At 65.6% G+C, this 25075-nt stretch carries 25 protein-coding genes, 1 tRNA gene and 1 other RNA gene; 12 read left to right on the top strand and 15 right to left on the bottom strand.

Going from position 1 to position 25075, the window contains the following annotated elements:
• Positions 1-183: 183 nt before the first annotated feature.
• Together gndA and ACSQ1X_RS12465 are read left to right on the top strand one after the other, a co-directional pair.
• On the top strand, positions 184-1620 hold the full coding sequence (gene gndA, locus ACSQ1X_RS12470; protein ID WP_055803668.1) for an NADP-dependent phosphogluconate dehydrogenase: 1437 nt from the start codon (positions 184-186) through the stop codon (positions 1618-1620).
• Positions 1621-1773: 153 nt separating this feature from the next.
• Positions 1774-2607, top strand: a complete 834-nt coding sequence (locus ACSQ1X_RS12465) for an oxidoreductase (RefSeq protein WP_436057894.1) — start codon at positions 1774-1776, stop codon at positions 2605-2607.
• Here the strand turns inward: ACSQ1X_RS12465 and epsC are convergent.
• From epsC to msrA, 3 genes are all read right to left on the bottom strand, one after another.
• Positions 2604-3188 (bottom strand): serine O-acetyltransferase EpsC, encoded by a 585-nt coding sequence (gene epsC / locus ACSQ1X_RS12460; protein ID WP_436057893.1) that lies wholly within the window; start codon positions 3186-3188, stop codon positions 2604-2606. The genes ACSQ1X_RS12465 and epsC overlap by 4 nt on opposite strands.
• A 41-nt stretch (positions 3189-3229) precedes the next feature.
• Positions 3230-4165: a cysteine synthase A gene (gene cysK, locus ACSQ1X_RS12455; protein ID WP_011692288.1), complete on the bottom strand. Its 936-nt coding sequence runs from the start codon at positions 4163-4165 to the stop codon at positions 3230-3232.
• Positions 4166-4242: 77 nt separating this feature from the next.
• Positions 4243-4767 carry a peptide-methionine (S)-S-oxide reductase MsrA gene (msrA, locus tag ACSQ1X_RS12450; RefSeq protein ID WP_055803659.1) on the bottom strand — a complete coding sequence of 175 codons (525 nt, stop codon included), beginning with the start codon at positions 4765-4767 and terminating at the stop codon, positions 4243-4245.
• A 99-nt stretch (positions 4768-4866) separates the two neighbouring features.
• On the opposite strand from msrA, the gene ACSQ1X_RS12445 reads away from it, so the two are divergent.
• Positions 4867-5796, top strand: a complete 930-nt coding sequence (locus tag ACSQ1X_RS12445) for a Nif3-like dinuclear metal center hexameric protein (RefSeq protein WP_436057892.1) — start codon at positions 4867-4869, stop codon at positions 5794-5796.
• Positions 5797-5856: 60 nt separating this feature from the next.
• Entirely contained in the window at positions 5857-6594 is a 738-nt protein-coding gene (locus tag ACSQ1X_RS12440; protein ID WP_436057891.1) for a zinc ribbon domain-containing protein, read from the top strand.
• On the opposite strand, the gene ACSQ1X_RS12435 is transcribed toward ACSQ1X_RS12440, so the two are convergent.
• Genes ACSQ1X_RS12435 through ACSQ1X_RS12425 form a run of 3 tightly spaced genes read right to left on the bottom strand, consistent with a single transcriptional unit; the run spans position 6591 to position 9092 of the window.
• Positions 6591-7355, bottom strand: a complete 765-nt coding sequence (locus ACSQ1X_RS12435; RefSeq protein ID WP_436057890.1) for a YaaA family protein — start codon at positions 7353-7355, stop codon at positions 6591-6593. The genes ACSQ1X_RS12440 and ACSQ1X_RS12435 overlap by 4 nt on opposite strands.
• 45 nt (positions 7356-7400) lie before the next feature.
• Complete coding sequence (locus ACSQ1X_RS12430) at positions 7401-8237, bottom strand: alpha/beta hydrolase (protein WP_436057889.1); 837 nt, start codon at positions 8235-8237, stop codon at positions 7401-7403.
• A 42-nt stretch (positions 8238-8279) separates the two neighbouring features.
• On the bottom strand, positions 8280-9092 hold the full coding sequence (locus tag ACSQ1X_RS12425; protein WP_436057888.1) for a slipin family protein: 813 nt from the start codon (positions 9090-9092) through the stop codon (positions 8280-8282).
• Between the two features lie 174 nt (positions 9093-9266).
• Between ACSQ1X_RS12425 and rnpB the strand changes: the two genes are divergently transcribed.
• The 4 genes from rnpB to ACSQ1X_RS12405 all read left to right on the top strand — a co-directional run bounded on the left by rnpB (position 9267) and on the right by ACSQ1X_RS12405 (position 12585).
• Positions 9267-9658, top strand: an RNA gene (rnpB, locus tag ACSQ1X_RS12420) — RNase P RNA component class A.
• Between the two features lie 270 nt (positions 9659-9928).
• Positions 9929-11407 (top strand): glyceraldehyde-3-phosphate dehydrogenase, encoded by a 1479-nt coding sequence (locus tag ACSQ1X_RS12415; protein WP_082506887.1) that lies wholly within the window; start codon positions 9929-9931, stop codon positions 11405-11407.
• A 78-nt stretch (positions 11408-11485) separates the two neighbouring features.
• A complete protein-coding gene (locus ACSQ1X_RS12410) occupies positions 11486-11695 on the top strand; it encodes a hypothetical protein (protein ID WP_028268959.1) in 210 nt (69 codons plus the stop codon).
• A 92-nt stretch (positions 11696-11787) separates the two neighbouring features.
• Entirely contained in the window at positions 11788-12585 is a 798-nt protein-coding gene (locus tag ACSQ1X_RS12405) for an HNH endonuclease family protein (RefSeq protein ID WP_436057887.1), read from the top strand.
• 33 nt (positions 12586-12618) lie between these two features.
• Here the strand turns inward: ACSQ1X_RS12405 and def are convergent, their stop codons facing one another.
• The 3 genes from def to orn form a co-directional block, all read right to left on the bottom strand.
• On the bottom strand, positions 12619-13191 hold the full coding sequence (gene def, locus ACSQ1X_RS12400) for a peptide deformylase (protein ID WP_436057886.1): 573 nt from the start codon (positions 13189-13191) through the stop codon (positions 12619-12621).
• 100 nt (positions 13192-13291) lie between these two features.
• A tRNA-His gene (locus tag ACSQ1X_RS12395) sits at positions 13292-13364 on the bottom strand.
• Between the two features lie 131 nt (positions 13365-13495).
• Positions 13496-14131 (bottom strand): oligoribonuclease, encoded by a 636-nt coding sequence (gene orn, locus ACSQ1X_RS12390; RefSeq protein WP_436057885.1) that lies wholly within the window; start codon positions 14129-14131, stop codon positions 13496-13498.
• A 156-nt stretch (positions 14132-14287) separates the two neighbouring features.
• Between orn and mptB the strand changes: the two genes are divergently transcribed.
• Complete coding sequence (gene mptB / locus ACSQ1X_RS12385; RefSeq protein ID WP_200939388.1) at positions 14288-15844, top strand: polyprenol phosphomannose-dependent alpha 1,6 mannosyltransferase MptB; 1557 nt, start codon at positions 14288-14290, stop codon at positions 15842-15844.
• Positions 15845-15850: 6 nt separating this feature from the next.
• Here mptB and ACSQ1X_RS12380 read toward each other — a convergent pair whose 3' ends face one another.
• Entirely contained in the window at positions 15851-16537 is a 687-nt protein-coding gene (locus ACSQ1X_RS12380; RefSeq protein ID WP_436057884.1) for a DNA alkylation repair protein, read from the bottom strand.
• A gap of 116 nt (positions 16538-16653) precedes the next feature.
• On the opposite strand from ACSQ1X_RS12380, the gene map reads away from it, so the two are divergent.
• Positions 16654-17421 (top strand): type I methionyl aminopeptidase, encoded by a 768-nt coding sequence (gene map / locus ACSQ1X_RS12375; protein ID WP_436057883.1) that lies wholly within the window; start codon positions 16654-16656, stop codon positions 17419-17421.
• Between the two features lie 61 nt (positions 17422-17482).
• Positions 17483-18388, top strand: a complete 906-nt coding sequence (locus ACSQ1X_RS12370; protein WP_436057882.1) for an aldose 1-epimerase family protein — start codon at positions 17483-17485, stop codon at positions 18386-18388.
• Positions 18389-18396: 8 nt separating this feature from the next.
• On the opposite strand, the gene xylB is transcribed toward ACSQ1X_RS12370, so the two are convergent.
• The gene (gene xylB, locus ACSQ1X_RS12365; RefSeq protein ID WP_436057881.1) at positions 18397-19824 is read right to left on the bottom strand and encodes a xylulokinase; all 1428 of its coding nucleotides are present in this window, start codon (positions 19822-19824) and stop codon (positions 18397-18399) included.
• An 87-nt stretch (positions 19825-19911) separates the two neighbouring features.
• Positions 19912-21099 carry a xylose isomerase gene (xylA, locus tag ACSQ1X_RS12360; protein ID WP_055803625.1) on the bottom strand — a complete coding sequence of 396 codons (1188 nt, stop codon included), beginning with the start codon at positions 21097-21099 and terminating at the stop codon, positions 19912-19914.
• Between the two features lie 137 nt (positions 21100-21236).
• On the opposite strand from xylA, the gene ACSQ1X_RS12355 reads away from it, so the two are divergent.
• Positions 21237-22475, top strand: coding sequence for an ROK family transcriptional regulator (locus ACSQ1X_RS12355; RefSeq protein ID WP_436057880.1), 1239 nt, complete (start codon positions 21237-21239; stop codon positions 22473-22475).
• 21 nt (positions 22476-22496) lie between these two features.
• Here the strand turns inward: ACSQ1X_RS12355 and ACSQ1X_RS12350 are convergent, their stop codons facing one another.
• The 3 genes from ACSQ1X_RS12350 to ACSQ1X_RS12340 are packed head-to-tail and all read right to left on the bottom strand — an operon-like array spanning position 22497 to position 24939.
• On the bottom strand, positions 22497-23102 hold the full coding sequence (locus ACSQ1X_RS12350) for a GNAT family N-acetyltransferase (RefSeq protein WP_436057879.1): 606 nt from the start codon (positions 23100-23102) through the stop codon (positions 22497-22499).
• Complete coding sequence (locus ACSQ1X_RS12345; protein ID WP_436059335.1) at positions 23099-23830, bottom strand: alpha/beta hydrolase; 732 nt, start codon at positions 23828-23830, stop codon at positions 23099-23101. Before ACSQ1X_RS12345 ends, ACSQ1X_RS12350 begins: the two co-directional genes overlap by 4 nt.
• 14 nt (positions 23831-23844) lie before the next feature.
• On the bottom strand, positions 23845-24939 hold the full coding sequence (locus ACSQ1X_RS12340) for a LacI family DNA-binding transcriptional regulator (RefSeq protein ID WP_436059334.1): 1095 nt from the start codon (positions 24937-24939) through the stop codon (positions 23845-23847).
• Positions 24940-25075: the final 136 nt, after the last annotated feature.

Genomic DNA, 25075 nt, shown 5'->3' with positions numbered 1-25075 from the left:
GTCATGGCGCTGGCGGCATCATAGACTGTTTTGTGACGCGCCACCTTCCAAAACGTGGGCGCAACTTTCCCGTAGTCGACGGAAATACATATGGTTTATTGACAGCCACTGGTTCTTAAAGCGTGTTCCGCAGGAAGTGCGGAACAGAATGCACACGTTGCACAGAAATGAATTGGAGTTTTGATGTCAGCACACATCGGTGTCACCGGCCTTGCGGTGATGGGGGCCAACCTCGCCCGCAACCTGGCCCGGAACGGCTTCACCGTTGCCCTGCACAACAGGTCTGTTGAAAAGACTGACGCGCTGCTGGAAAAGCACGGACACGATGGCGACTTCGTGCGTACCGAAACCCTCCAGGAGCTTGTGGATTCGCTGGAAAAGCCCCGCCGCGTGCTGATCATGGTCAAGGCCGGCAAGCCGGTCGACTCCGTGATCGAACAGCTCGAGCCCCTGCTGGAAGCCGGCGACATCATCATCGACGCCGGCAACTCGCACTACGAGGACACCCGCCGCCGCGAAGCCGCCCTGGCCAAGAAGGACCTGCACTTCGTAGGCATCGGTGTTTCCGGCGGTGAGGAAGGCGCCCTGAACGGCCCGTCCATCATGCCCGGCGGCTCCAAGGAGTCCTACGACGCCCTCGGACCGCTGCTGGAAAAGATCGCCGCAAACGTTGACGGCCAGCCCTGCTGCGCCTGGATCGGCACCGACGGCGCCGGCCACTTCGTCAAGATGGTCCACAACGGCATCGAATACGCCGACATGCAGGTTATCGGCGAAGCCTTCGACCTTCTCCGCTCGGGTGCCGGCATCGAACCGGCCGAGCAGTCCAAGATCTTCGCCGAGTGGAACAAGGGCGAACTCGCCTCGTTCCTGATCGAAATCTCCGCCGAGGTCCTCGGCCACGTGGATACCCGCACCGGGAAGCCGTTCGTCGACGTCGTGGTGGACGCCGCAGGGCAGAAGGGCACGGGCCGCTGGACGGTTATCTCCGCACTCGAGCTGGGATCCCCGACGTCGGGCATTGCCGAATCCGTGTTCGCACGCGCCCTCTCGTCCCAGTCGGAACAGCGCAAGCTGGCCCAGGAACTCCTGGCCGGCGAGGAAATCGCCGTCGAGGTTCCGGAAACGTTCGTTGAGGACGTCCGTCAGGCGCTGTACGCCTCCAAGCTGGTTTCCTACGCCCAGGGCCTGGACATGCTGACCTCGGCTGCCAAGGAATACGGCTGGGACCTGAAGCTGGACGAGATCGCTTCCCTCTGGCGCGGCGGCTGCATCATCCGTGCGGAACTGCTGAAGGAAATCACCAAGGCCTACGCCGCGGACGAAAAGCCCGCCAACCTGCTGTTTGCACCGGCCTTCACCAAGGCCATCGCCGAGGTCCTGCCGGCATGGCGCCGCGTGGTGGCCACGGCTGTTCAGCTGGGCATCCCGGTACCGGTGTTCTCCTCGTCGCTGGCGTACTACGACGGCCTGCGCCGCAAGCGCCTGCCGGCCGCCGTGATCCAGGGCCAGCGCGACCTCTTCGGTGCGCACACCTACGGCCGCGTTGACGCCGAGGGCACGTTCCACACCCTGTGGGGCGAGGACAAGTCCGAAATCGAGGCAGTGGACACCCACTAGCTTCAAGCCACACCCTGCTCTGACCGCAACGGCCGGCGCTTCCCGGATACTCTGGGAGGTGCCGGCCGTTGCCGTTTGCGGACTGCTCTTTCGGTGGCCGCGGCTTCCAATCGCCGCCTGTCCAATGATTGTCGTCTCCAAGGAGTGCAGCCCATGTCGCAGCCAGTCGCGTTTGTTACCGGTGCGTCCACCGGCATCGGCTTCGAGGCCGCCAAGAAGCTGAGTGGGCAGGGATTCACTGTCTACGCCGGCGCCCGCCGGGTCGAGAAGATGGAGCCGCTGAAGGCCCACGGCGTAAAGGTGCTGGCGCTGGATGTCACGGATGAGGCGTCCATGGCGGCGGCCGTGGGCGGAATCCTCGAGGCGCACGGCCGGATCGATGTCCTCGTGAACAACGCCGGCTACGGGTCCTACGGGTCGCTGGAAGAGGTGGACCTGGCTGAAGGCCGGCGGCAGTTCGACGTCAACGTCTTCGGCCTGGCGCGCATGACCCAGCTCGTGCTGCCCGCCATGCGGGCCGCCGCCCAGGGGAGGATCATCAATGTTTCCTCCATCGGCGGCAAGATGTACGAGCCTCTGGGCGCCTGGTATCACGCCACGAAGTTCGCCGTGGAGGGCCTGAGCGACTCCCTGCGCCTGGAGCTCAAGCCGCATGGCATCAAGGTGTCAATCATCGAACCGGCAGGCACGCAGACTGAATGGGGAGGCATCTCCGGCGAGAGCCTGCTGGAAACGTCCGGTCACGGCCCCTATCGGGACCAGGCGAAGATCGTCGCCGCGGCGCTGGCCTCCACCGAGGGTTCCAGCATGTCAACGCACCCTGCCGTTATTGCCGATGCCATTGTCCATGCCGCAACGGCGGCCCGGCCGAAGACGCGCTACCCGGTGGGCAAGGGTGCGCGCGCCATCCTGACCCTGCGAAGGATCCTGCCGGACCGTGCGTTCGACGTAATCTTCTGGACTATCTACCAGCGGCTTGGCCGCTAGATCCGGTACTCGATGTAGTACTCGGCAGGGTCCACAGCCGGTTTGGTTTCGCGCTGGGCGTCCCGGTGGCGCCACGTTGCAGGAACCCCGGTGATGATGGATTCCGGCGGGGCGTCCTTGACCACGACGGCGTTGGCGCCCACTGCGCTGTCCCGTCCGATCGTGATGGGGCCCAGGACCTTGGCGCCCGCGCCGATGGTCACGCGGTCCCCGATGGTGGGGTGCCGCTTGACCTTCGCCAGCGAGCGTCCGCCCAGGGTGACGCCGTGATAGATCATGACGTCCTCACCGATCTCGGCCGTTTCACCGATGACCACGCCCATGCCGTGGTCGATGAAGAACCGCTTTCCGATCGTGGCTCCCGGGTGGATCTCAATCCCGGTCAGGAAGCGTGCCAGCTGCGAAATCAGCCGGGCCGGGAAGCGAAGCGAAGGATTCTGCCAGAGCTTGTGCGTCAGGCGGTGTGCCCAGATTGCGTGGAGGCCGGAGTAGGCAAAAAAGTTCTCAAAAGAACCTCGAGCCGCCGGGTCATGCGACCGGGCGGCTTCGAGGTCTTCCTTAAGTCTTGCGAAGAAGCTCACAAAGACCTTTCTACAGGAAACGGTGAGTGGCGGGCTAAGGCTTAGCCCCGGATGTCGTCATAGAGCACGGTGGAGATGTAACGCTCGCCGAAGTCGCAGACAACCGCGACGATGAGCTTGCCGGCATTCTCCGGGCGCTTGGCGAGTTCGAGGGCTCCCCAGACGATCGCACCCGAGGAAATGCCGCCGAGGATGCCTTCCTTGACGCCGAGGTCGCGGGCAACGCGGACGGAGTCCTCCAGGGTGGCGTCCAGGACTTCGTCGTAGACGTTGGTGTCGAGGATTTCGGGAATGAAGTTGGCGCCGATGCCCTGGATCTTGTGCGGGCCGGGAGCGCCGCCGTTCAGGATGGCGGAGTCCTTCGGTTCGATGGCAACGATCTGGACGTCCGGCTTGCGTTCCTTCAGGACCTGGCCGACGCCGGTGACGGTGCCGCCGGTGCCGATGCCGGCGACGAAGATGTCCACCTTGCCGTCGGTGTCGGACCAGATTTCCTCCGCGGTGGTGGTGCGGTGGATCTCCGGGTTGGCTTCGTTGGCGAACTGCTGGGCCCAGATGGAGTTCTCCGTGTTTGCCACGATCTCCTGGGCCTTCTCCACGGCGCCGCGCATGCCTTCGGAACCCGGGGTAAGCACGATCTCCGCGCCGAACGCGCGAAGCATGACACGGCGCTCGGTGGACATGGTCTCAGGCATGGTCAGGATGACTTTGTAGCCGCGGGCGGCACCCACCATGGCCAGGGCAATGCCCGTGTTGCCGGAGGTTCCTTCGACGATGGTTCCGCCGGGCTTCAGTGCGCCGGACTTCTCAGCCGCGTCCACAATGGCCACACCGATACGGTCCTTGACGCTGTTGGCCGGGTTGTAGAACTCGAGCTTGACCGCCACCTGGGCGTCGAGGCCCTCTGTCAGCCGGTTGAGCCTGACCAGCGGAGTGCCGCCGACAAGCTGGGTGACGTCGTCGTAGATCCGTGCCATGTATTTGTGCCTATCTCTGAAGAGTTCTCTGAACAGCGAATACTGAGGTCAGCCTAACGAGGGCGGCCGGAGCCTAGCTAAGCATTAAGCCATGCAGAGTAATATTTCCTTGCCTTTGCCAGCTTGGGGTTGATGATCACCTGGCAGTAGCCCTGTTCCGGATGCTTGCCGTAGTAGTTCTGGTGGAAATCCTCGGCCACATGGAACACGGGCAGCCTGCTGACCTCGGTGACGATCGGATGTGCCCACAGCGCCTGGTTCCGTTCGATCGCCTCCTCGAAAAGGATCTTTTCCTCCGTGGTCTCGTAAAACATGGACGAGCGGTACTGGGTGCCGACGTCGTATCCCTGGCGGTTGAGTGTGGTGGGATCGTGGAGGGCGAAGAACATGTCCAGTATGACCTCGGCCGGGATCACGTCTTCATCAAAGCTCACGGCCACAACTTCGGCGTGGCCTGTGGTGCCCGAGCAGACCGAGTAGTAGTCCGGATGGCGGTCGTGGCCGCCGGTATAGCCGGAAATGACCGCCGTAACACCTTTGGTCTGTTGGTAGACGGCGTCAAGGCACCAGAAGCAGCCTCCGCCAAGCACAAAAGTTTTCATGTCCTCTTCAATGGTTGAAGCGCCCTGATGATTCCCCAACCACTTTACGAGACTGCTGCGCGTGCAGGCGAAGACGGCGAATAGGGTAAAAATGAGGGTATGGAACCTGTGAACACCGACGTTGCAGAAGACGCCCGCACCGCTGCTGATCCGGCCGGTGCTGAGTCTGACGCTGCCGAGCACTCGGATGCCCCCGCACTGGGCGAGATCTTGCTGGCCGTCGAAGAACTCTGGCCCGAATCCCTCGCGGAGGAGTGGGACGAGGTGGGCCTCGTCGCAGGCCATCCCTCAGCAGCGGTCAGCAGGATCATGTTCGCCGTCGATCCCACCCTTGACGTCATTGAGGAAGCCATCGAATGGGGCGCTGACCTGCTGATCACGCACCACCCGTTGCTGCTCAAAGGAGTCACTTCCGTCGCGGCCACGACGGCCAAGGGCAAAGCCGTCCACCGCCTGATCGAATCCGGAACAGCGCTCCTCACTGTCCATACCAATGGTGACTCCGCGGTTGGGGGCGTGTCCGATGTCCTGGCGGATGCCCTGGGCCTCCAAGATGTTGTGCCGTTGACTCCGGCCACGAACGGCCTGCCGGAAGAAGGCATTGGCCGCGTTGGCGACCTTGAAGACGTCATGACGCTCGGGGACTTTGCAGCTCGCGTATACGGCATCCTGCCCTCCGTCGCCGGTGGCGTCAGGGTCTCCGGGGACAAGGACGGCCTGGTGCGCCGCGTCGCAGTGTGCGGCGGCGCGGGGGACTCCCTGTTCAACGAGGTCCGGGCGAGCAACGCTGACCTTTTCGTGACCGCGGACCTCCGCCACCACCCGGCGTCCGAGGCGCGTGAGAATGCCGTGAATGACAGGCCGTACCTCATCGACGTTTCCCACTTCGCCAGCGAGTGGCTGTGGCTGCCGGCGGCGGCCGAGGCATTGGGAAACGTCCTCAGCGATCAGGGCCACGACGTCGACATCCGGGTCAGCACCACCAACAGTGATCCGTGGGACTTCATTCTGACTCCGGGCGGGGACTAGAGTCTAAACTGCGCCGGTCCGGTGCCCGGCTGCGGCCGGTAGGAACAAGCGGAGGTAATAGTGGCCAAGGCAGCACCGGCAGAACAGTTGAAATTGCTCGAACTGCAGGGACTCGACGCCAGGCTCAAATCGCTGTCCAACCGCCGCCGCACCCTCGAGAACGATCCCCGGATCAGTGACCTGCAGGCTGCGCTGTCCGTGGCCAACGGTGAACTCGGTGCCGCGAAAATGGCGGTCCACGACGCCGAAGCCGAGCTCAAGCGCTCGGAAGCCGATGTGGAGCAGGTGGCGTCCAGGATCGAACGCGATGAAGCGCGCCTGAACAGCGGCACCGGCTTGTCCAAGGACCTGGTTGCCCTGCAAAGCGACATTGCCTCGCTCAACAAGCGGCGCTCGGCCCTTGAAGATGTGGAGCTCGAGGTCATGGAACGGCTTGAGGGGCTCCGTGAACGCCAGGCGGCCCAGCAGAAGATCGTGGACGACGTCCAGGGATCCTTCGGCGGGATCCGTGGGGAGCTTGACGCCGCCCTGGCGGAGATTGCCGCCGAGGCCGCCGAAGTGGGCGCCGCGCGTGCGGAGTTTGCCGCCGGCCTTGATGCCGGGCTGCTGGCTGTTTATGACAAGACGCTGGCCAGACGCGGAGTGGGGGCGGCGCGGCTTTTCCACGGCAAGTCCGAAGGTTCGGGGATGCAGCTGAGCCCCGGCGACCTTGCCGAGATCAAGGCAGCGGCCGAGGATGACATCGTGTTTTGCCCGGACTCCGGCTGCATCCTGGTCCGCTCCTCGGAATGGGCCTAGGCGCCGAGAATGATGTTGAGGGCGTGCGCTTTGCGTGGAGTGCCCTCGACCAGCTCGGCTTCCCACTTTTCGCGTGCCGCCTTGAGCAGCTGAGCGGGGGTCCGGGGAGCGGCACCCCGGCGCGTCAGCAGGTGGCGGGCCAGCTCGCCGCGCGTGTGCTTGGCGAAGTGGCTGACCACCTTGCGCACGCCGTTCACTTCCGTGAACACGTTGACGGCGACGGTCTGCGCCGGCGGGGGAGTCCAGGCCGCAGAATAAGTGCTGGAGCGGCAGTCCACCAGAAGCTCCCCCTCGGATGCGGCTGCCAGCGCCGCCGAAATCTGCGGCTTCCAGAATGAAGCCAGGCGGCCGACGTCGGGCAGTGACGTTCCCATCGACAGCCGGTAGGCAGGCACCCGGTCAGCGAAGCGGATCGCGCCCCAGAGGGCGGAGATGACCAGCACCGATTCATCCGCCTTCCGGCGCTGCGCCGCCGTCAGCGACTGGTAGCCGAGCGCGTCGAACAGGACGCCGGAATAGACCTGGTGCGCCGGTGCCGCCGGTTCCGTGTGCAGCCGGGTGTTGCGTTCGACGTCGGCACTGAGCGAGGCCCCGACGCCCAGCAGGGCGAGGGCGTCGCGGTGGGCACTGACGTCGCCCAGTGCTTCCAGCACCTTCGCACGGTAAGTGTTCAACACCGGAAAGCTCAGGGCGGTCCAGTCGACGGCTTCACCATGGACAGCGGGGGTCTTGCCTTCAGACGGCGGCAGCAGAATCAGCACCGTACGATCTTACCGGCGCGGGGCAGCGGAGTGATGGGCCGGCGGTCAGGCCAGGTTCCGACCCAGGAACGAGATGACATCCGGCAGGATGGAGCGCCAGTAGCCGCTGTCGTGGCCGCCGTCCTGGAAGCCACCCTCATGCTCCCCGGGCAGGCCGCTTACGTAGTCCTTGACGCTGTAAAGCAGGTTGTCACCGGTGCCGCAGTCGATCCTCTTGGGCAACATTTCCAGTTCCGGCCTGAGCGCGAAGATGTCGTTGGCCTCGAAGTCCGCGGCGTTGTCAAAGTTGTCCGCCCGCCCGGCGTCGTGCATGCTCCAGACTGCCGGGCTCATCGCTGCGACGGCCCGGAGGCCGGGAATCCGGTGCCGGGAGGCGAGGAGAAGGGCGCCAAAGCCGCCCATCGACAGGCCGAACACGGCGGTCCTGCCGGTGTCCAGGCCCTGGCTTGCCAGCAAGGGCAGGAACTCCTCCACCACCATGGACTGCGTGTCCGTGCCCGTTGCGCGCGGGTGCCACCAGCTTTCGCCGCCATCGACGGCCGCGATCGCGAAACGCGACCCGCCGCGTGCCACATGCTGTGCCAGGAACCGGTCAGCCTGCAGGTCGTCGAAAACCATCCGGTGGTCCGCGCCCGTACCGTGCAGGAAGAGCGCCACGGGGAGGGGGCGCTGACCGCTGTCGGCGCCGCCGGCCGGAATCGCCACGGACCAGTTCGTTCCCGTGTCCGGGCGGAACCTCGACGTGAAGGATCCACTGCGAACTTCCCCGGTCGAAGCCGTGAGGCCGTCGGCGACCGGCGCACATGCGGCCAGCACCGCGGCAGTCACACCGCCGGCTCCGAGTTCCAGCAGCCGCCGGCGTCCGAGCGTCGCAAATTCCATAAGCCGATCATAGGCGTGAAGGCCCCACCACCGGCCCGCAGCTCAGGCCGCCTTGATCGGCGGTTTGGCGGCGGCCGTCGCGGCCTGGTTTTCGCGGGCGAGGAAGGCAGACAGTTCGCCGATCGTACTCATCAGCGGCGCGGGGAAGACAACCGTGGAGTTCTTGTCCACCGCGATTTCGACCAGGGACTGCAGGTTCCGCAGCTGCAGCGCCAGCGGGTGGGCCATCATGGTGTCCGACGCGTCGCCGAGGGCAGCGGCCGCGATGGCTTCGCCTTCCGCGGCGATGATCTTCGCCCGCTTTTCCCGCTCGGCCTCGGCCTGGCGGGCCATTGCGCGCTTCATGCTCTCGGGCAGTTGGATGTCCTTCAGTTCCACCAGGGTCACCTCGACACCCCACGCCAACGTCAGGGCATCGAGGATTTCCCGGATATCGCTATTGATGCGCTCGGTTTCTGACAACGTCTGGTCCAGGCTGTGCCTGCCGACTACCTTCCGCAACGTGGTCTGCGCGATCTGGTCTATGGCGGCCGCCACGTTCTCGATGGCCACGACCGATTTCACGGCATCGACCACGCGGTAGTAGGCCACGGCGGAAATGTCGACGCTCACGTTGTCCTGGGTGATGATTCCCTGCGACTGGATCGGCATGGTCACGATCCGCAGGCTGACCAACGGGAGGCGGTCGACGACCGGGATGATGAACCGCAGGCCCGGGAGTCTAATGCCAATAACCCTGCCCAGCCGGAAGAGCACCCCCTGCTCGTACTGCCGCACGATCCGGATGGACATCTTCAGGAAGATGAGCAGCAGCACTGCGACGGCGATGGCGATGTAGGTACCGGTGGGGTCCATCAGGATCCCCTCTTTTCTTGCATGAGTTGACCTTGTCCAATTGTCCCACTTGGCGCCCGAAACGTCCCGCTTGGCGCCCGAAACGTCCCGCTTGGCGTCCGAAACGTCCCGCCGGGCGCCCGCAGGACGTCCCGCACGCCGGGCGCCGGTGCAGCACGTAGAATGAAATGCGGATGGGTTGACCAGGCGGCCGCGCGTCACGCAAGTGGCTCGAGGAACGTCCGGGCTCCGCAGAGCAGGGTGGTGGGTAACGCCCACTCGGGGCAACCCGCAGGCCAGTGCCACAGAGAATAGACCGCCTGCGTCGCGCCGGTTTGAAAGCGGCACGAAGCAGGTAAGGGTGAAACGGTGGTGTAAGAGACCACCAGCTTCCCGGGTGACCGGGAAGGCTAGGTAAACCCCACCCGGAGCAAGGCCAGACAGGGCACGTTCGAGGGCTGCTCGCCCGAGTGTCCGGGTAGGCCGCTGGAGGGCGTCGGCAACGGCGTTCGTAGATGGATGGCCGCTACTCCCGCACCGGTAACGGAGCGGGAACACAGAACCCGGCGTATCGGTCAACCCATCCATCACCGCTTTCAGGCACGTCTCCCATCGCCGGCATGTGAGTGACTTCACGCTTTGCGGGGCAGTACTGGCGGCGCCGCCACCCTAGAATGGATAGCGAACGTAGAAGTTCTGCCGCCGGGTCTGCGTTCGCAGCCGGCGGTTTTTCTTTGCGATTCTCCAAGGTGTCCGGGGTGGACCGAATCCCCGCCGATGCCTGTGCCCCGGAATACCTCCGGTGGCCGACATCCGCATACGAGGACGTATGTGGTTGACCCAAGGAAGGTAGTTCTGTGAGCCAGACGTCAGATTCTTGTCTTGATACGTGGATGGGCCGTGAGGCACTTGCCGAGGCCATGATCCCGGTGATCGGCCGGCTGTACCGCGAGAACAACGTGGTGACTTCCATCCACGGCCGCAGCCTGATCAACAAGTCCACCATGAACATCCTGAAGGCGCACCGCTTTGCGCGCCGGATGAGCAAGGACGAGCTGCTCCTGGAAGAGACGGCCCCGCTGCTGGATGCCCTCGCCGGGCTGGATCTGGGTGCTGCGGCAATCGACATCGCCCGCCTGAACCAGAAGTTCAAGGCCGAGGCGAACGGTGCGAGCCTGGAAGAGTTCCTGCGGGCCGAACTCGCGGACGTCGTGGGGAAGCGTGGAGGCGACGACCGCACCAGCACCGACGTCGTGCTCTACGGCTTTGGCCGCATCGGCCGCCTGCTGGCGCGCCTCCTCATCGAAAAGGCCGGTGGCGGTCACGGACTCCGGCTCCGCGCGATCGTGGTCCGCCGCGGCTCGGACAACGACCTCGCCAAGCGTGCCAGCCTGCTGCGCCGGGACTCCGTTCACGGATCGTTCGAGGGCACCATCAAGGTGGACACCGAGAACAACACCATCACGGCCAACGGTGTCCAGGTCCAGGTCATCTACTCGGACAACCCCTCCACCGTGGATTACACGGCCTATGGCATCAAGGACGCCCTCGTGGTGGACAACACGGGACGCTGGCGCGACGCCGAAGGCCTGTCCCAGCACCTCCTGAGCAAGGGCGTCTCCCGCGTCCTGCTCACGGCACCCGGCAAGGGCGAGCTGAAGAACATCGTCCACGGCATCAACCACGGCACCATCCTGGACTCGGACAAGATCGTCACCGCGGCGTCCTGTACCACCAACGCCATCACCCCGGTCCTGAAGGCCATCAACGACAAGTTCGGCGTGGTCCACGGCCACGTCGAGACGGTCCACTCCTTCACCAACGACCAGAACCTGATCGACAACTTCCACAAGGGCGACCGCCGCGGCCGCTCCGCCGCGCTGAACATGGTGATCACCGAAACAGGTGCCGCCAAAGCAGTTGCCAAGGCGCTGCCCGAACTCCTCGGCAAGCTCACCGGCAGCTCCATCCGCGTCCCCACCCCGGACGTGTCGCTGGCCATCCTGAACCTGAGCCTGGAGCAGGGCACCACCAAGGATGAGGTCAACGACTACCTGCGGCAGATGTCCCTGCACTCCGAGCTGCGTAAGCAGATCGACTACATCGATTCCCCCGAGGTCGTTTCCACGGACTTCGTCGGTTCGCGCCGTGCAGGCATTGTTGACGGCCTGGCCACGATCTCCAACGACAAGAACCTGGTCCTCTACGTCTGGTACGACAACGAGTTCGGCTACAGCTGCCAGGTGGTCCGCGTGATGGAGGAAATGGCCGGCGTCAACCCGCCGTCGTTCCCCGTCAAGGAACCGGCCGCGGCGCTGGCGGCAATCTCGGTCTAGGGGCCCGGACGGGTCCGGGTCTGAGGTTTCCCGGCCGATGCTCTGGCATCGGCCGGGAAACGGACCCAAAATGGTGTCATGGAACACGAATCGACTCTCGAACATGAAACCACCCTCGAACACGCCCTCGACGTAGCACGGCAGAACCACAAGGAAGCTACCCGCCTCCTTGAACAGGCGCGCGTGGCGCATGCCGCGGGAGAGATTCCCGATAGCAGGATCAAACAGCTTGAGGAGCTGCTTGACCTTGCCACCGTAGACCTGAAGCGTGTGATGAAGGAGCAGTAACTGCCCCTCCACACTGTGGATATCGGCCGCGTTGTCAGTGGCCGCACCTAAGCTCGTCCGGTGCGTAGGAATCATCATCGGGCTCTGCAACCATGACCATCAGCTGGGCGGCCTACCGCCGTGCGCGGCGCCGCTCCCGCCAGGCCTGGGCCGTGCTGATCGTGCTGGCCGTAGGACTGGTCTCCGCGGTGTGCTGGTTTTTCACCGCAGGCCAGTTTGCCGTGGCGGAGCCGCCCGTCACCGGTCCCAGCACTGCTCCCGTGCTGGACCCGGCGTGGATGAAAGCAGTTCTGCCCGTCCGCCCCGTACCGGAAGGACGTGCGGCTGATGTGCTGGAATCGCTCGAGGTGAAAGGGCGGGCGGCCAACGACAACTACGAGCGCACCGCGTTCGGCCAGGCCTGGCTGGATGTGGACCGCAACGGCTGCGACACCCGCAATGACATCCTCCGGCGGGACCTGGGCGGCGCGCAGTTCACCGAGGGCTCCCGGTGCCGTGTGGCACGCGGGGAATTCCATGAGCCGTACACCGGAGCGGTGGTGACCTTCACCAGGGGAGCAGAGAGCAGCAAAGCCGTCCAGATTGACCACGTCGTGGCTCTGGGCGACGCATGGCAGAAGGGGGCCCAGCAGTTGACGCCGCTGCAGCGCCAAAACCTCGCCAACGATCCTCTCAACCTCGTAGCCGCCGACGGTCCCGCCAACCAGGAAAAGAGCGCCTCGGACGCAGCAAGCTGGCTGCCGAAAAACAAGGCCTTCAGGTGCCATTACGTAGCCCGCCAGATCTCAGTGAAAGCGGCCTATGCGCTGTGGGTGACCCAGACCGAAAAGGATGCCATGAAACGTGTCCTGGCATCGTGCCCCGAGCAGCACACCCTTATTCCGCGGTAGCGGCGGGCAGTGTGCGTCAGTGCCCCATTAACGTCAGTGCCCGAACGGGTCGGGGTCGACGCCGGGCATCCACGTCAGGCCGGGAACACCCCAGCCGCTCCGCTTGGCCTGCTTCATGGCCTTGCGGGCGTATCGGTCCATCAGCCGGTTCACGTAGAGCTTGCCGTCCAAGTGGTCGTATTCGTGCTGGATGATCCGGGCGAACCAGTCAGTGGCCTCGAAGTCCACCGGATTTCCGTCACCGTCGAACCCCTGCACCCGCGCCCACTCCGCGCGCTTGAGCGGGTACTGGCCGCCGGGGAAGGACAGGCAGCCCTCCACTTCCTCATCAGGGTCCGGAAGTGCGCCGGAAACCTTGGACAGCGTCAGGACCGGGTTCACCACGACGCCCGCAGGGGGCACGCCGTCGTCGTTGGCGAACTTGTACACAAAGAGGCGCTTGCCAACGCCCACCTGGGGGGCGGCGAGCCCCACGCCGTTGGCGGCGTCGTTCGTTTCGAACATGTCGGCGATGAGGGTACGGAGTTCGTCGTCGAAGACTTCCACTTCGGCGGCCCGGCGGTGGAGAACCGGCTCGCCCCAGATGGTGATCGGCAGAACGGTCATGTCAGGTGGTTCCTTTTGATGCAGTGCGGAAACAAGTAAAGGCCGCACCGGATAACCGGTGCGGCCTTTAGGTAAGGGCGAAAATCCTGCCCTTCATGAGGGTGAGCTACGGGGGTTGAACCCGCGACCTCCTGGACCACAACCAGGCGCTCTGCCAACTGAGCTAAGCCCACCATGTGCCCCGCGAGACCGTCCGGGTTACCGGCTGTCTTGGAAGGCAACGTCATATAGCTTACCTGCTCCGCGGGGCTGTTTTTGCCACTTTTGCCGGTTTCGGGAAAATTTCCTTCAAACGTGGCGCAGATTACTTTTCTGACGCCTCTGCAAGGGACTCGGCGGAGGCCATGACGGACTTCGAAATGCGCTGGGCGGTGGCACTGTCCGGTCCCGGCGCCGGGACGAATACTGCCTCCCGGTAGTAACGCAGCTCATCGATTGAATCTTTGATGTCGCCGAGGGCGCGGTGCCCGCCGTGCTTGGCCGGGGCCTGGAAGTATGCCCGCGCGAACCAGCGGCGTGACAGTTCCTTGATGGTGCTGACATCAATGACCCGGTAATGCAGGTGCTCCACCACGGCAGGCATGTCCCGGGCGAGGAAGACGCGGTCCGTGCCCACGGAATTGCCGCCCAGCGGAGCCTTGCGGGGATCCGGAACCCATTTCGCGATGTATTCCATGATCACGGCTTCGGCCTCTGCCATCGTCTTGCCGTGAGGAAGCTCTTCGAGAAGCCCGGAACGGGTGTGCATGTCGCGGACGAAATCGTTCATCTGGGCGAGCGCAGCGTCGTCCGGCCGGATAACGACGTCAACGCCGTCTCCCAGGATGTTGAGTTCGGAGTCCGTCACCAGTGCGGCCACCTCAATAAGGGCGTCGTTCTTGATGTCCAGGCCGGTCATCTCGCAGTCGATCCAGACAATGCGTTCGTTAGTAATAGGCACCCGACCAGCCTACCGTTCCGCTGCCACGGAGCTGCCCGGTGCTAGGATTTCGATACGTGGCGGTGCCCTCTTTTCGCTGCCGCGGCCCCACCCCCGCCGGCCTGTCCGGCTTCTAGCGGGTGAATAATGTCCCACAACAGATTGGACGATCCTGAGATGACGGCGCGTGTGCCTGCGGCGGGAAATGTGGCTGCCGGTCCGTCACCGGAGCCGGCCGCGGCTGAAGTGGACAACGCCCTCTCGCCGCTCCTCTCGGGGTTCGCCGGCTCGATGTTCATGGCGATCGGCTCGTTGGGCGTCGGCTGGCTCGCGCCCGTCTCTGAGCTTCGCCGCCTGCCGCTGTTCATCTGGATGCGCACCGAAGCGGTAGGGGTGGCACTGTCCATCGTGCTGCTGGCCGTGGGCGGCATGCTCCTGGTGCGGGCCTGGCTTCGGCTTGGCCAGCGTGTCCGCGTCTGGGGGGCCGGTGCACGAAAGGCCACCCTGCAGGCTGTGGCACTGTGGGGGCTGCCCATGATGTTCTCCGTCCCGCTCTTCAGCCGTGACGTCTACGCCTACATCGGGCAGGGCCGCCTGATGGTTGAAGGCTTCAATCCCTACGAAAACGGGATTTCGGCACTCTCCAACTATTTCCAACTCGGGGCCGACAAGATGTGGACCGAGGCACCCGTTCCCTACGGGCAGCTGTTCCTGTGGATCGAACAACTGGTGGTGTGGTCCACCAACGTGCAGCCCGAGGCGAGCATCATGCTCTTCCGCGTTGCCGCCCTGGTGGGCGTGGTGCTGTGCATTGTGTATGTTCCCAAACTGGCGGAGCTGCACGGCGTGAATCCGCACCGCGCACTGTGGCTCACGGCAGCCAATCCGCTGTTCCTGACCAACTTCATCGCGAGTGTCCATAACGATGCGCTCATGATCGGGCTGGCACTGGCCGGACTCTATTACTGCGCCACCAAACGCGTGGTGCTTGGGCTGGTCCTCGTGACGCTGTCGATCTCCGTCAAGCCGATCACCATCGTGTTCCTGCCGTTTATCGGACTTCTGTGGGCGGGAAAGAACGCCGGCTGGCTGCGGAAGTTCGTTTTCTGGGGACTCACTGCCGGCATCAGCCTGGCGATGCTGTACGCCATGAGCCTGGTGAACGGCTTTGGCTTCGGCTGGGTGAACGGACTGTCCGCGCCGGGAAGCATCTGGATCTGGTACGCGCCGGTGGGCCTGCTGGGCCTTGTGGTGGCCTCCATCTCGAACGCCTTCGGGCTGGACGGTTGGGGACTGGCCAAATGGGTTTACGACGCCGGCAAGCTGCTGGCTGTCGGAATTGTTGCCTGGCAGATCTTCCGCGGCGACCACGACCGCCTGATGCGCCGCCTCACGCTGGGGTTCGCGGCCGTGGTCCTGCTCGCCCCCATGATCCAGTCCTGGTACGTTGTATGGCTCATCCCGCTGTTCGCCGTCACAGGCATCCGGGATGACTGGCAGGTAAAGGCTCTCTACTTCATCGTGTCCTTCTTTATGGTCTACGCCATCTCGGACCAGCTCGAAGTCTTCCCCTACCTGCAGACGGAGGACCTGGGCCTTCCCCTGGCCCTGGCGCGCAACGCCGCGGCCATCATCGCACTGCTTTTCGCGCTGTACCTGATCTTCCTGGATCCCAAAACGAAGCAGTTGTTCAGCAAGCCGGATGAGCCGGTAACCACCCGCCCGGTTATCTGACGCCGGTCATCCGGCCGGGAGGTTCCGGACGGCCTCGCGGCGGGAGAGGGGGCTGAGATCCGTGCCGTGGCGGGCAACAAACTCCCGGACCCAGACCGGATCAGTCTTTGCGTACTCGCGTAACGCCCAACCAATGGCCTTGCGGATGAAGAACTCCGGGTCCGACACGTTGGCCTCGATGACGGACGCGAGCAGCTCCGGATCGGTGGCGGCCTTTGCCCCGAGCTGGGCGGTGATGGCGGATCTGCGGATCCACATATCGGGGTCCTTGCTCCACGTGCGGAGGATCCGGTCGAGCTCCGGACGGTGTGCCTGCAGCAGTGCGCACATCCGGTGAGCCACCCCGTCCACGAGATCCCACCAGGCTCCGGTCCGGATAATTTCTTCGTACACCGGCAGCAGCTCCAGCCGCCCGCCGGCAAGCCGCGAACCCGTCAGGTCAATGGCGGCGTACCGCTCTTCCCGGAATGCGGCTGAACGCCAGAGCGCCAGGACAGTATCGCCCAGTTCCTGGACTGAACTGCAGGGCCACTGCGCGGCGGCGGCATGGGTGATCTTCCGCACCTCGGGAACCCTGACCCCCAGCGACGGCATGTCCGATTTCATGTAGGCCTGGCTTCCGGCCGCCCGTACCGGGTCTGCCGCGGCCCTCAGCTGGCTGCGGATCCCGGCTATCAGATCTTCGTTCGCCATGGTGGCAACTCTACTGGCGCCGCGCCCGGCTCCTGCCAAGTGCTAGCCAGCCGCTTACCAGCCGGTCCGGCGGAGTCCTAGAGTGGGACCAGGCAAGCTGAATCCGGAGGAAAGCCATGTCCATGATCAAAAATCCCCAGGAAATAGGACTGATGCGCGAGGCCGGCCGGGTCGTGGCCAACACGCTGGCCGCTGTCAGGGCCGCTGCCGCCGTAGGTGTTTCCCTGAAGGAGCTTGATGAACTTGCCGCCGAGTCCATTTCCGAGGCTGGCGCCACCCCGGCGTTCCTCAATTACCGCCCGCGGTGGGCCTCGGTGCCTTTTCCGGGTGCCATCTGCACAAGCGTTAACGACGCCGTGGTCCACGGCATCCCGAACGGCTACCGCCTTGAGGACGGTGACCTGCTCAGCGTGGACTGCGGCGCGTTCGTTGAGGGCTGGTGCGGCGATGCCGCCGTCAGCTTCGTGGTCGGCACGGCGGATCCGGCGGATCTTGAGCTGATTGCCGCCACCGATGCAGCACTGGCGCGGGGAATTGAGATGGCCAGGATCGGCAACAAGATGGGGGACCTCGCCTATGCAATCGGCGGGGTTGCCCGCCGCGCCGGTTACGGCCTGCTGGCCCATCACGGAGGCCACGGGATCGGCCGGACGATGCACGCCGAGCCTCCCGTGCCGAACGACGGCCGTCCAGGCCGGGGCATCAAGCTGACGGAAGGGCTGGTGATTGCCATCGAGCCCATGCTGATCCTTGGGGGCAAGGACGACTACTACCACGACGAAGACGAGTGGACCTTGCGGTCCGCCAATGGACGCCGCGCGGCCCACAGCGAGCACACGGTGGCGATCACCGCGGAGGGGCCCGTCATCCTTACCCTGCCCTGACAGGCGATGTATTAGAATAGTGAGCGCTAACACACCGTCTTCGGCAGTAAATGGACACCCTATGAACCCCACCGAGCATGAGATCAGTTTCGGCCCGTACACCGCTGTCGCCACGGCCCGGGGAGGGGCACTCCGCGGGCTGCAGCACGAGGGCCGCGATCTGGTGGTCGGTTTCGGCGCCGACGGCGGGATTCCGGACTACCGCGGTGTCATCTGCGCCCCGTGGCCGAACCGGCTGGCTGACGGCCGGTACAGCTTCGACGGCAAGGATTTTCAGTCCACCGTCAATGAGGAGGCCCGGGGGACCGCCCTGCACGGCCTGGTGTTTGGAGCACTATGGGAGCTCCAGGAGCGCACCGCTTGCTCTGTCCGTCTCGGCACCCGCATTGAACCCGGCGAGGCGTATCCGGGGCGCCTTGACATCTCTGTCGAATACGAGCTCCGGGCTGACGGGCTGCGCAGCACTGTGCGCGCCGAGAATGTTGGCGGGGACGCCGCGCCGTACGGCGTGTGCCCGCATCCGTACCTCCTCGCCGGAGCCGCCCCGCTGGATGAGTGGACGGTGCAGATCCCGGCCGCCGAATTCATGGAGGTGTCCGCCGAACGGCTGCTGCCGGCGGGCATGGCCGGCGTCGAAGGGCATGCCTTTGACTTCCGGACCCAGAAGGTCCTGGGTGCGGTGGAGATCGACCATGCCTTTACCGGCCTGATTCACAACGGGGACGGCCTCGCGGCCGTTCGGGCCTACGACCCGTCCGGCACCGGCGTCGAGCTGGAGTGGGATTCGGCGTGGCCGTGGCTGCAGATCCATACGGCCGACAAGCCCGCAGGGCCGTCCCGGCTGGGCCTCGCAGTTGAACCCATGACGTGCCCGCCTGACGCCTTCAACAGCGGAACCGACGTGGTCCGGCTGGCCCCGGGGGAGTCCCACGAGGCCAGCTGGACCGTCCGCGCAATCAGTCGTTGAGGCAGAACTCAGCTGGTGAGGTAGCTCCTGGCGTACCGCCGGTACTGGTCAAGGACCTCCGGCGCACCGCCGTCGGCTGCGTCTATTTCGGTGCCACCAGAACCCCACTGCGGCCATTGACCCGTAAGGACGGCCGCCGCCTGACGGGCGGCGCCGTCGGCCACGTATTCCCCTGGCTCGGGCACCACCACGGGGAGTCCGAAGACGGACGCAGCAATCTGCTGCACTGCAGCTGACTGGGCCCCGCCTCCCACCAGGATGATCCGGCCGGCCCTGACTCCCTGGGCCTGCAAGGCGGCCAGGCCGTCCGCAAGGGAGCAGACCACGCCCTCGATCGCGGCCCGGGCCAGGTTGCCCCGGGTATAGCTGGCCAGGGTGGCCCCGTGGAGGGAGCCTGTGGCGTCCGGCAGGTTGGGCGTGCGCTCGCCTTCGAAGTACGGAACAAGCGTGAGGCCGCCGGAACCGGCCGGGGCGGCAAGGGCCAGTTCGGTGAGTCCCGCCAGCGTCACGCCCAGCAGCGCGGCCGTGGAATCGAAGATCCGGGTGGCGTTCAGGGTGCAGGCCAGCGGGAGAAAGTTGCCGGTGGCGTCGGCAAATCCTGCAACGAGTCCGGTGGCATCCGCGGACGGGGTCTCCGAAACGGCGAAAACCGTTCCCGATGTCCCCAGTGACACCACAACGTCGCCCGGACGCGCGTCCACGCCGAGGGCTGCCGCCGCATTGTCGCCGGCACCGGGGCCGATGAGCGCGCCGGCCGGCATTCTGCCCGCGGCCTCGAGCGAGCCGGCGACGGCGGGAAGTATCGGGACGTGGCCCAGCACCTGTTCGAGGACTTCCGGGAGATAGGTTCCCGACGCAGTGGAAAAGTATCCTGTGCCGGACGCGTCCGACCTGTCCGTGCGAAGGTGCTGCAGCGAGGAGGGACCGCTTCCCGGGCCGTGGCCGGCCAGCCGCCAGCTGAGCCAGTCGTGCGGCAGGCAGACGGCCGCGACGCGGCGTGCATTGTCCGGTTCGTTGCGGGCCAGCCAGCGAAGCTTGGTGATGGTCAGTGATGCCACCGGGACCGTCCCCGTCGCCTGCGCCCAGAAATCGGCGCCGGCCCGGGCGTCGCCTTCGCCGGCATCTGCGATGAGTTGTTCCGCATCCCCGGCGGAGCGCGTGTCGTTCCACAGAAGGGCCGGCCGGACCACCGCACCGGAGGCATCCAGGCAGACCATGCCGTGCTGCTGGCCGCCGACTGAGACGGCGGCAACGTCATCGAGGCCGCCAGCCTGGGCGATGGCTTCCTGCAGGGCGTTCCACCAGTGGTCCGGGTGGATCTCGCTTCCGTCGGGGTGGGCGGCGCGGCCCTGGCGGACCAGCTCACCGGTGGCTGCGTCACGGATCACCACTTTGCATGACTGCGTGGAACTGTCGATTCCTGCTACCAGCGGCATGTCGGGTTCTTTCTGGAGGGCTCTGCCGCCGGACCCGGGAGTCCGGATCCGGCGGCAGCGGGTGTTTGTTGGGTGTGGGAGCTTGGCTTAGCGTGCGCCGAGCAGGTGCTCGATGGCAAGCTGGTTGAGCCGGACGAACGCGAACGATCGCTGCGCGGCCGCATCGGCGTCGAACTCCGCGAAAGCGGACGCGTCAGCGAGCAGCTCCGCGGCGGTCTCCCCGGCGGCGAGCGTGGGCTCGCCGAGTTCGAAGACACCGGAGGTGGCCAGCGCATCCTGGACATCCGGGTCGGCGCGGAAGGCCAGGGCTCGCTCCTTCAGGAGCAGATACATGGACATGTTGGACTTCGCGGATTCCCAGACGCCGTCGTAGCCGTCGGTGCGGGAGGGCTTGTAGTCGAAGTGGCGCGGACCGTCGTACTTGGGGCCACCGTTGGGGAAGCCGTTTTCGAGGAGGTCCACGGTGAAGAAGGCGCTGGTGAGGTCGCCGTGGCCGAAGACGAGATCCTGGTCGTATTTGATACCGCGCTGGCCGTTCAGGTCGATGTGGAAGAGCTTCCCGGCCCACAGCGCCTGGGCGATGCCGTGGGTGAAGTTCAGTCCCGCCATCTGCTCGTGGCCGGTTTCCGGGTTGAGCCCCACGATGTCGCCGTGTTCGAGCTGGGCGATGAAGGCCAGCCCGTGGCCGACGGTGGGCAGGAAGATGTCGCCGCGGGGCTCGTTGGGCTTGGGCTCCAAGGCGATCCGCAGGCCGTAGCCCTTGTCCTTGATGTACGCCGCGGCCGTGTCCACGCCTTCCTTCATCCGGTCCAGGGCGGCGGAGAGGTCCTTGGAACCGTCGTACTCGCTGCCTTCGCGTCCGCCCCACATGACGAAGGTTTCTGCACCCAGCTCGGCGGCGAGGTCGATGTTCTGCAGGACCTTGCTGAGCGCGAACCGGCGGACGGAACGGTCGTTGGAAGTGAAGCCGCCGTCCTTGAAGACCGGGTGGCTGAACAGATTGGTGGTCACCATGGGTGTCTTCAGGCCGGTCTCGGCCAAGGCTGCCTTGAAGTTCTTCAGGATCAGTTCGCGCTCGGAGGCTGTGGCATCGAACGGAACCAGGTCGTTGTCGTGGAAGGTGATGCCGTATGCGCCGAGTTCGCTGAGCTTGTGGACGGCCTCAACGGGGTCCAGGGCCGGGCGGGTGGCGACGCCGAACGGATCGGCGCCGGTCCAGCCGACGGTCCAAAGGCCAAAAGTGAACTTATCAGCGGGGGAGGGCAAGAGGGTCATGAAGCGTCCTTGGTTCAGAGATTTGGAGGTTGGGGTTCAGATTGCGGTCCACCGCCGCAGCGGCTGTGGATCAATTAGTTTTCAATCTGAACTATATGCATCATGATTGACTAAGGTCAATGATGAAGGCGGCGGAAATGTCACTCGGAAAAAATACCGACGGCGGTGCGGGGCGTCCTGCCCCCGGGCGTGTCGAGGATGTCCGGCGCGGAAACCTGGTGCGCATCCTGGCGTCCCTGGCGGAGCCGCGCACTGATCCGGACGTACGCCCCACCCGCGCCGACCTGGCCTCCCGGACCGGCCTGACCAAGGCCTCCGTGTCCAGCCTCGTCGCCGAGCTCGTGGACGCCGGACTGGTGGCGGAATCCGGTGCTGCCCGGGACGGTGAACGCGGCCGCCCTGGCGTGGGCCTTGAGCTCAGCACCTGTCGCGGCGTGGTGGGCATGGAAATCAATGTCGACTACATTTCGGCCGGGCTCCTTGACCTTGGCGGGACCCTGCGGATCCACAGGACACTGGAAAGCGGCAACCGCGGCAAATCACCCCAATCCGTGATGGCCCTGCTGGCGGGACTCGTCACTGATGTTGCCGCAGAGGCCTCCGCAGCCGGAATCGAAATCCTTGGCGGGGGACTGGCTGTTCCCGGACTTGTGGACACCGGATCCGGAACTGTTTCCAGCGCCCCCAACCTGAAATGGCACGGGGTTGTCCTTGAGCTGCACGGGTTGCTGCCGGGGGCGCCACAGGGCACTCTCCTGCATAACGAGGCAAACTGCGCTGCGCTGGCCGAGCTCTGGTACGGACACGGCGTGGATTTCCAGGACTACCTCTTTGTCTCCGGCGAAGTGGGCGTCGGCGGCGGCCTCGTCATCGGCTCACGGCTCTTTGCGGGTCCCCGCGGGCAGGCCGGCGAAGTAGGCCACGTGGTGGTGGATCCTTCGGGACCGGACTGTTCGTGCGGCGGCCGCGGCTGCCTGGAAACTTTCGCGGGCCAGGAGGCCATCTTCGCTGAGGCCGGCATTCCCGACGGGACCGCCTCCGCGAGGCTCGAACAACTCACCGCACTGCTTGAAGCCGGAAACGCGGCCGCCATTTCCGCAGTGTCGCGCGCCGGCCACTACCTCGGGATCGCCGCGGCGTCCACTGCCCGGTTGATGGACCTCTCCGCCGTGGTCCTCGGCGGCCATTTCACCCGGATGGGACCGTGGATCGCACCCGCCGTGGTCCGGAGCCTGGCCGACTATGCGCCCGGCGTCGTAGGCCCTGCCAGTGTGGCAATCTCGGAACTCGGTCAGTCGGCCGCCCTCCTGGGAGCAGCCGGAAGTGCCCTGCGTTCCGTCCTGGCCGCACCACAGGGGCTGAGGCCGGGACCCTAGACTTTCGGGACCGGCAAGATCTCATGCTCGAACGGCGAGCCTGACCACTGCCCGGCCGGGTACCGCATCGCTGACCACTTCGAAGCCGGCGTCGAGGAACAGCTTCAACGTTCCCTGGTACAGGTCCGCCGGGCCGGCTTTGGGGCGCAGCACCGGATCCACCGGGTAGCCTTCCACACTGCCGGCGCCATGACCTATGGCATGTCCGACGGCGGCGCGAAGCAGTGCTGCAGCCACGCCGCTGCGGCGGTGGCCCGGTGCGACGACGAAACAGGTCACCGACCAAATAGACCCCTCGGGACCGTCCTCCGGCTGGCTGTGCACGGCCGGTCCGGCCGCCTTGAATACCTGCGAACGCAGGATACGCGCGTAGCAGTCGCGCGGTTCAACCGCACACCAGCCCACCGGCTGTCCGTCCCGGAAGGCGAGGACCCCCGGTGCCGGGGCATCGGCGTCGAACCTTGCCCGCAACTGTTTCTTCCGGTCCCCGGGCGTGGAGTCATTCCATCCGGCACCCGTCAGGGCGAAGAACCTGCACCAGCAGCGCGACGGCTCACCGCGTACTCCGAAGAGGCGTTCGACGTCGGGCCAGTCGGCCGGCGCTGTAGTCACGGGCGCTGCGGTCACGGGCACCAGCCATGTCCGGCGAGCCAGGTGGCACAGAGTTCCGTCCATCGCTCGACCCCGGCCACCCCGTCAGCGAGACCCAGACCGTGGCGGCCGTGCGGAAAGATATGCAACTCCGCAGGGACGGCTGCCCGGCGCAGCGCCAGGGCATAGAGCAGGCTGTGTTCCACATCGACGGCTTCGTCGTCAGACGTGTGCCAGATGAAGGCCGGGGGAGTGCGGCCCGTGACGGTCAGCTCGGCGGAGAGCTCTTCCAGGAGGCCACCGGGCGGTGAGCCGCCGAGCAGGTTGTTGATGCTGCCCTGGTGGACGGACGCCTGGAAGGACACGACGGGGTAGCAGAGGACGGCGAGGTCCGGCCGGGACTCCGGCAGGTCGAGAGCGTCGTCTCCGGCGGAAAGGCCCGAGGCCAGGGTGGCAGCCAGGTGGCCGCCCGCGGAGAATCCCAGCACCCCCACGCGCGAGCTCTCCACCGGGAGTCCGTGGCTGCCCCGCCTGATCCAGGCCAGGGCGGCCTTCGCGTCCGCCAGCGGGGCCGGGTGGCGGTGCGGAGCCACCCGATACCGGAGCACGAAGGCGTGGATGCCCAGCGACGCCAGCCATTCAGCCACCGGTTCGGCTTCGTGGTCGGCGTGGTGTTCGTAGCCACCGCCCGGAAGGACCAGCATCGCCGGGGGCCTCCGGGCAGAAGGCTGGCGGGCCGGGATGGCGCTGAGGCCGGCCGGCATCGCGGGACCGCCGCTCAGGCGGTCCACTCGGTGCTCCGCCTGAGCGTCACCTGACCCGTGACAGCCGGACCGTCGTCGTGGTGTCCTTCGGTACCGTCGGGACCGGGCCCCGCGGTGCTCAGGGTGGCCAGGCGGCCGATTTCCTCCAGCGGAAGGCGGACGGTTGAGAGTCCCGGGCGGAAGTCCCGCAGGGTTTCGATGTCGTCGAACCCGGCGATCAGGGCGTCGCGGGGAATCCTGAATCCCTGGGCACGGAGCGCTGCCGTGGCGCCGATTGCCATGACGTCGTTCGCGGCGAAGATGCACAGGTCGGGCCTTGCGCCCTCGGTCGCTGGTTCGGTTTGCAGTGCATTCCTCAAGCGTTCGGCCAGCGCGAGGCCGGCATCGTAGCCGCCGGCGCGGTTGAAGGATGCCCGGAGGACTTCAGCTGCGGGGCGGCCGGCCGCGGCAAGGCCGGACTGGAAGCCGCGGATCCGGTCATCTGAGGTGATGAGTCCCTCGGGTCCGCCGATGACCACGAAGTCGCCCGAGTGGCTTGCCGCCAGCTTTCCGGCGAGTTCCGCAGCAAGTTCTTCGTTCGGCACTTCCACCAAGTGATATCCGTCCAGCGCGCCGGCTCCGACGATGGCCTGGCCCACCACACCAACATGCCCGCCGTTGCGGCAGTAGCGGTCAAGTTCGGCGGCCAGCTCGGCATTGCCCTGTGCGTCCTCCGGCCGGCTGGACCGTGAGCCGGCAATGACAATGGCGTCGGCCCGCCTGGCCGCAAATGCGGCTACTGCTTCCTTCTCATCGGCCGGCGTGCCCCCCGTGGTGGCCAGTAGCACCATCTTGTGCTGCTCGCGGGCCACTTCCTGCACCCCGCGGGCAATGGCCGAAAAATACGGATCGGCGATGTCGTGCACAATCAGGCCCACGAGTCCGGAGCTGGACTTCGCGAGCGCCTGGGCCTGGGCGTTGGGGATGTAGCCGAGGGCTTCTGCCGCCTGCCGGACCCTCTCGGAAACTCCCGGGCCGGGTTTGCGGGCGGAACCGTTGAGGACGCGTGATGCAGTAGCCGGTGAGACCCCGGCCAGTCGTGCCACCTCGGTGAGGGTACTTGCAGCCACCGGTTTCTCCTGTTCAGCCAACGTACGCGTAGTGGCCATTATGGCAGTTTGAACGACTTTCGGGAAAGCGCTTGCCATGCGGCGCCGGAAGATGCATCATAAATGCAGTGGGAACGCGCTTTCCCAACGCCTGATG

It is taken from the genome of Arthrobacter sp. LjRoot78 (genome assembly GCF_964254335.1).
Lineage (GTDB): Bacteria > Actinomycetota > Actinomycetes > Actinomycetales > Micrococcaceae > Arthrobacter.
Note: the sequence above shows the minus strand (reverse complement) of the source record. Positions and strands in the feature narration are given on the sequence as shown.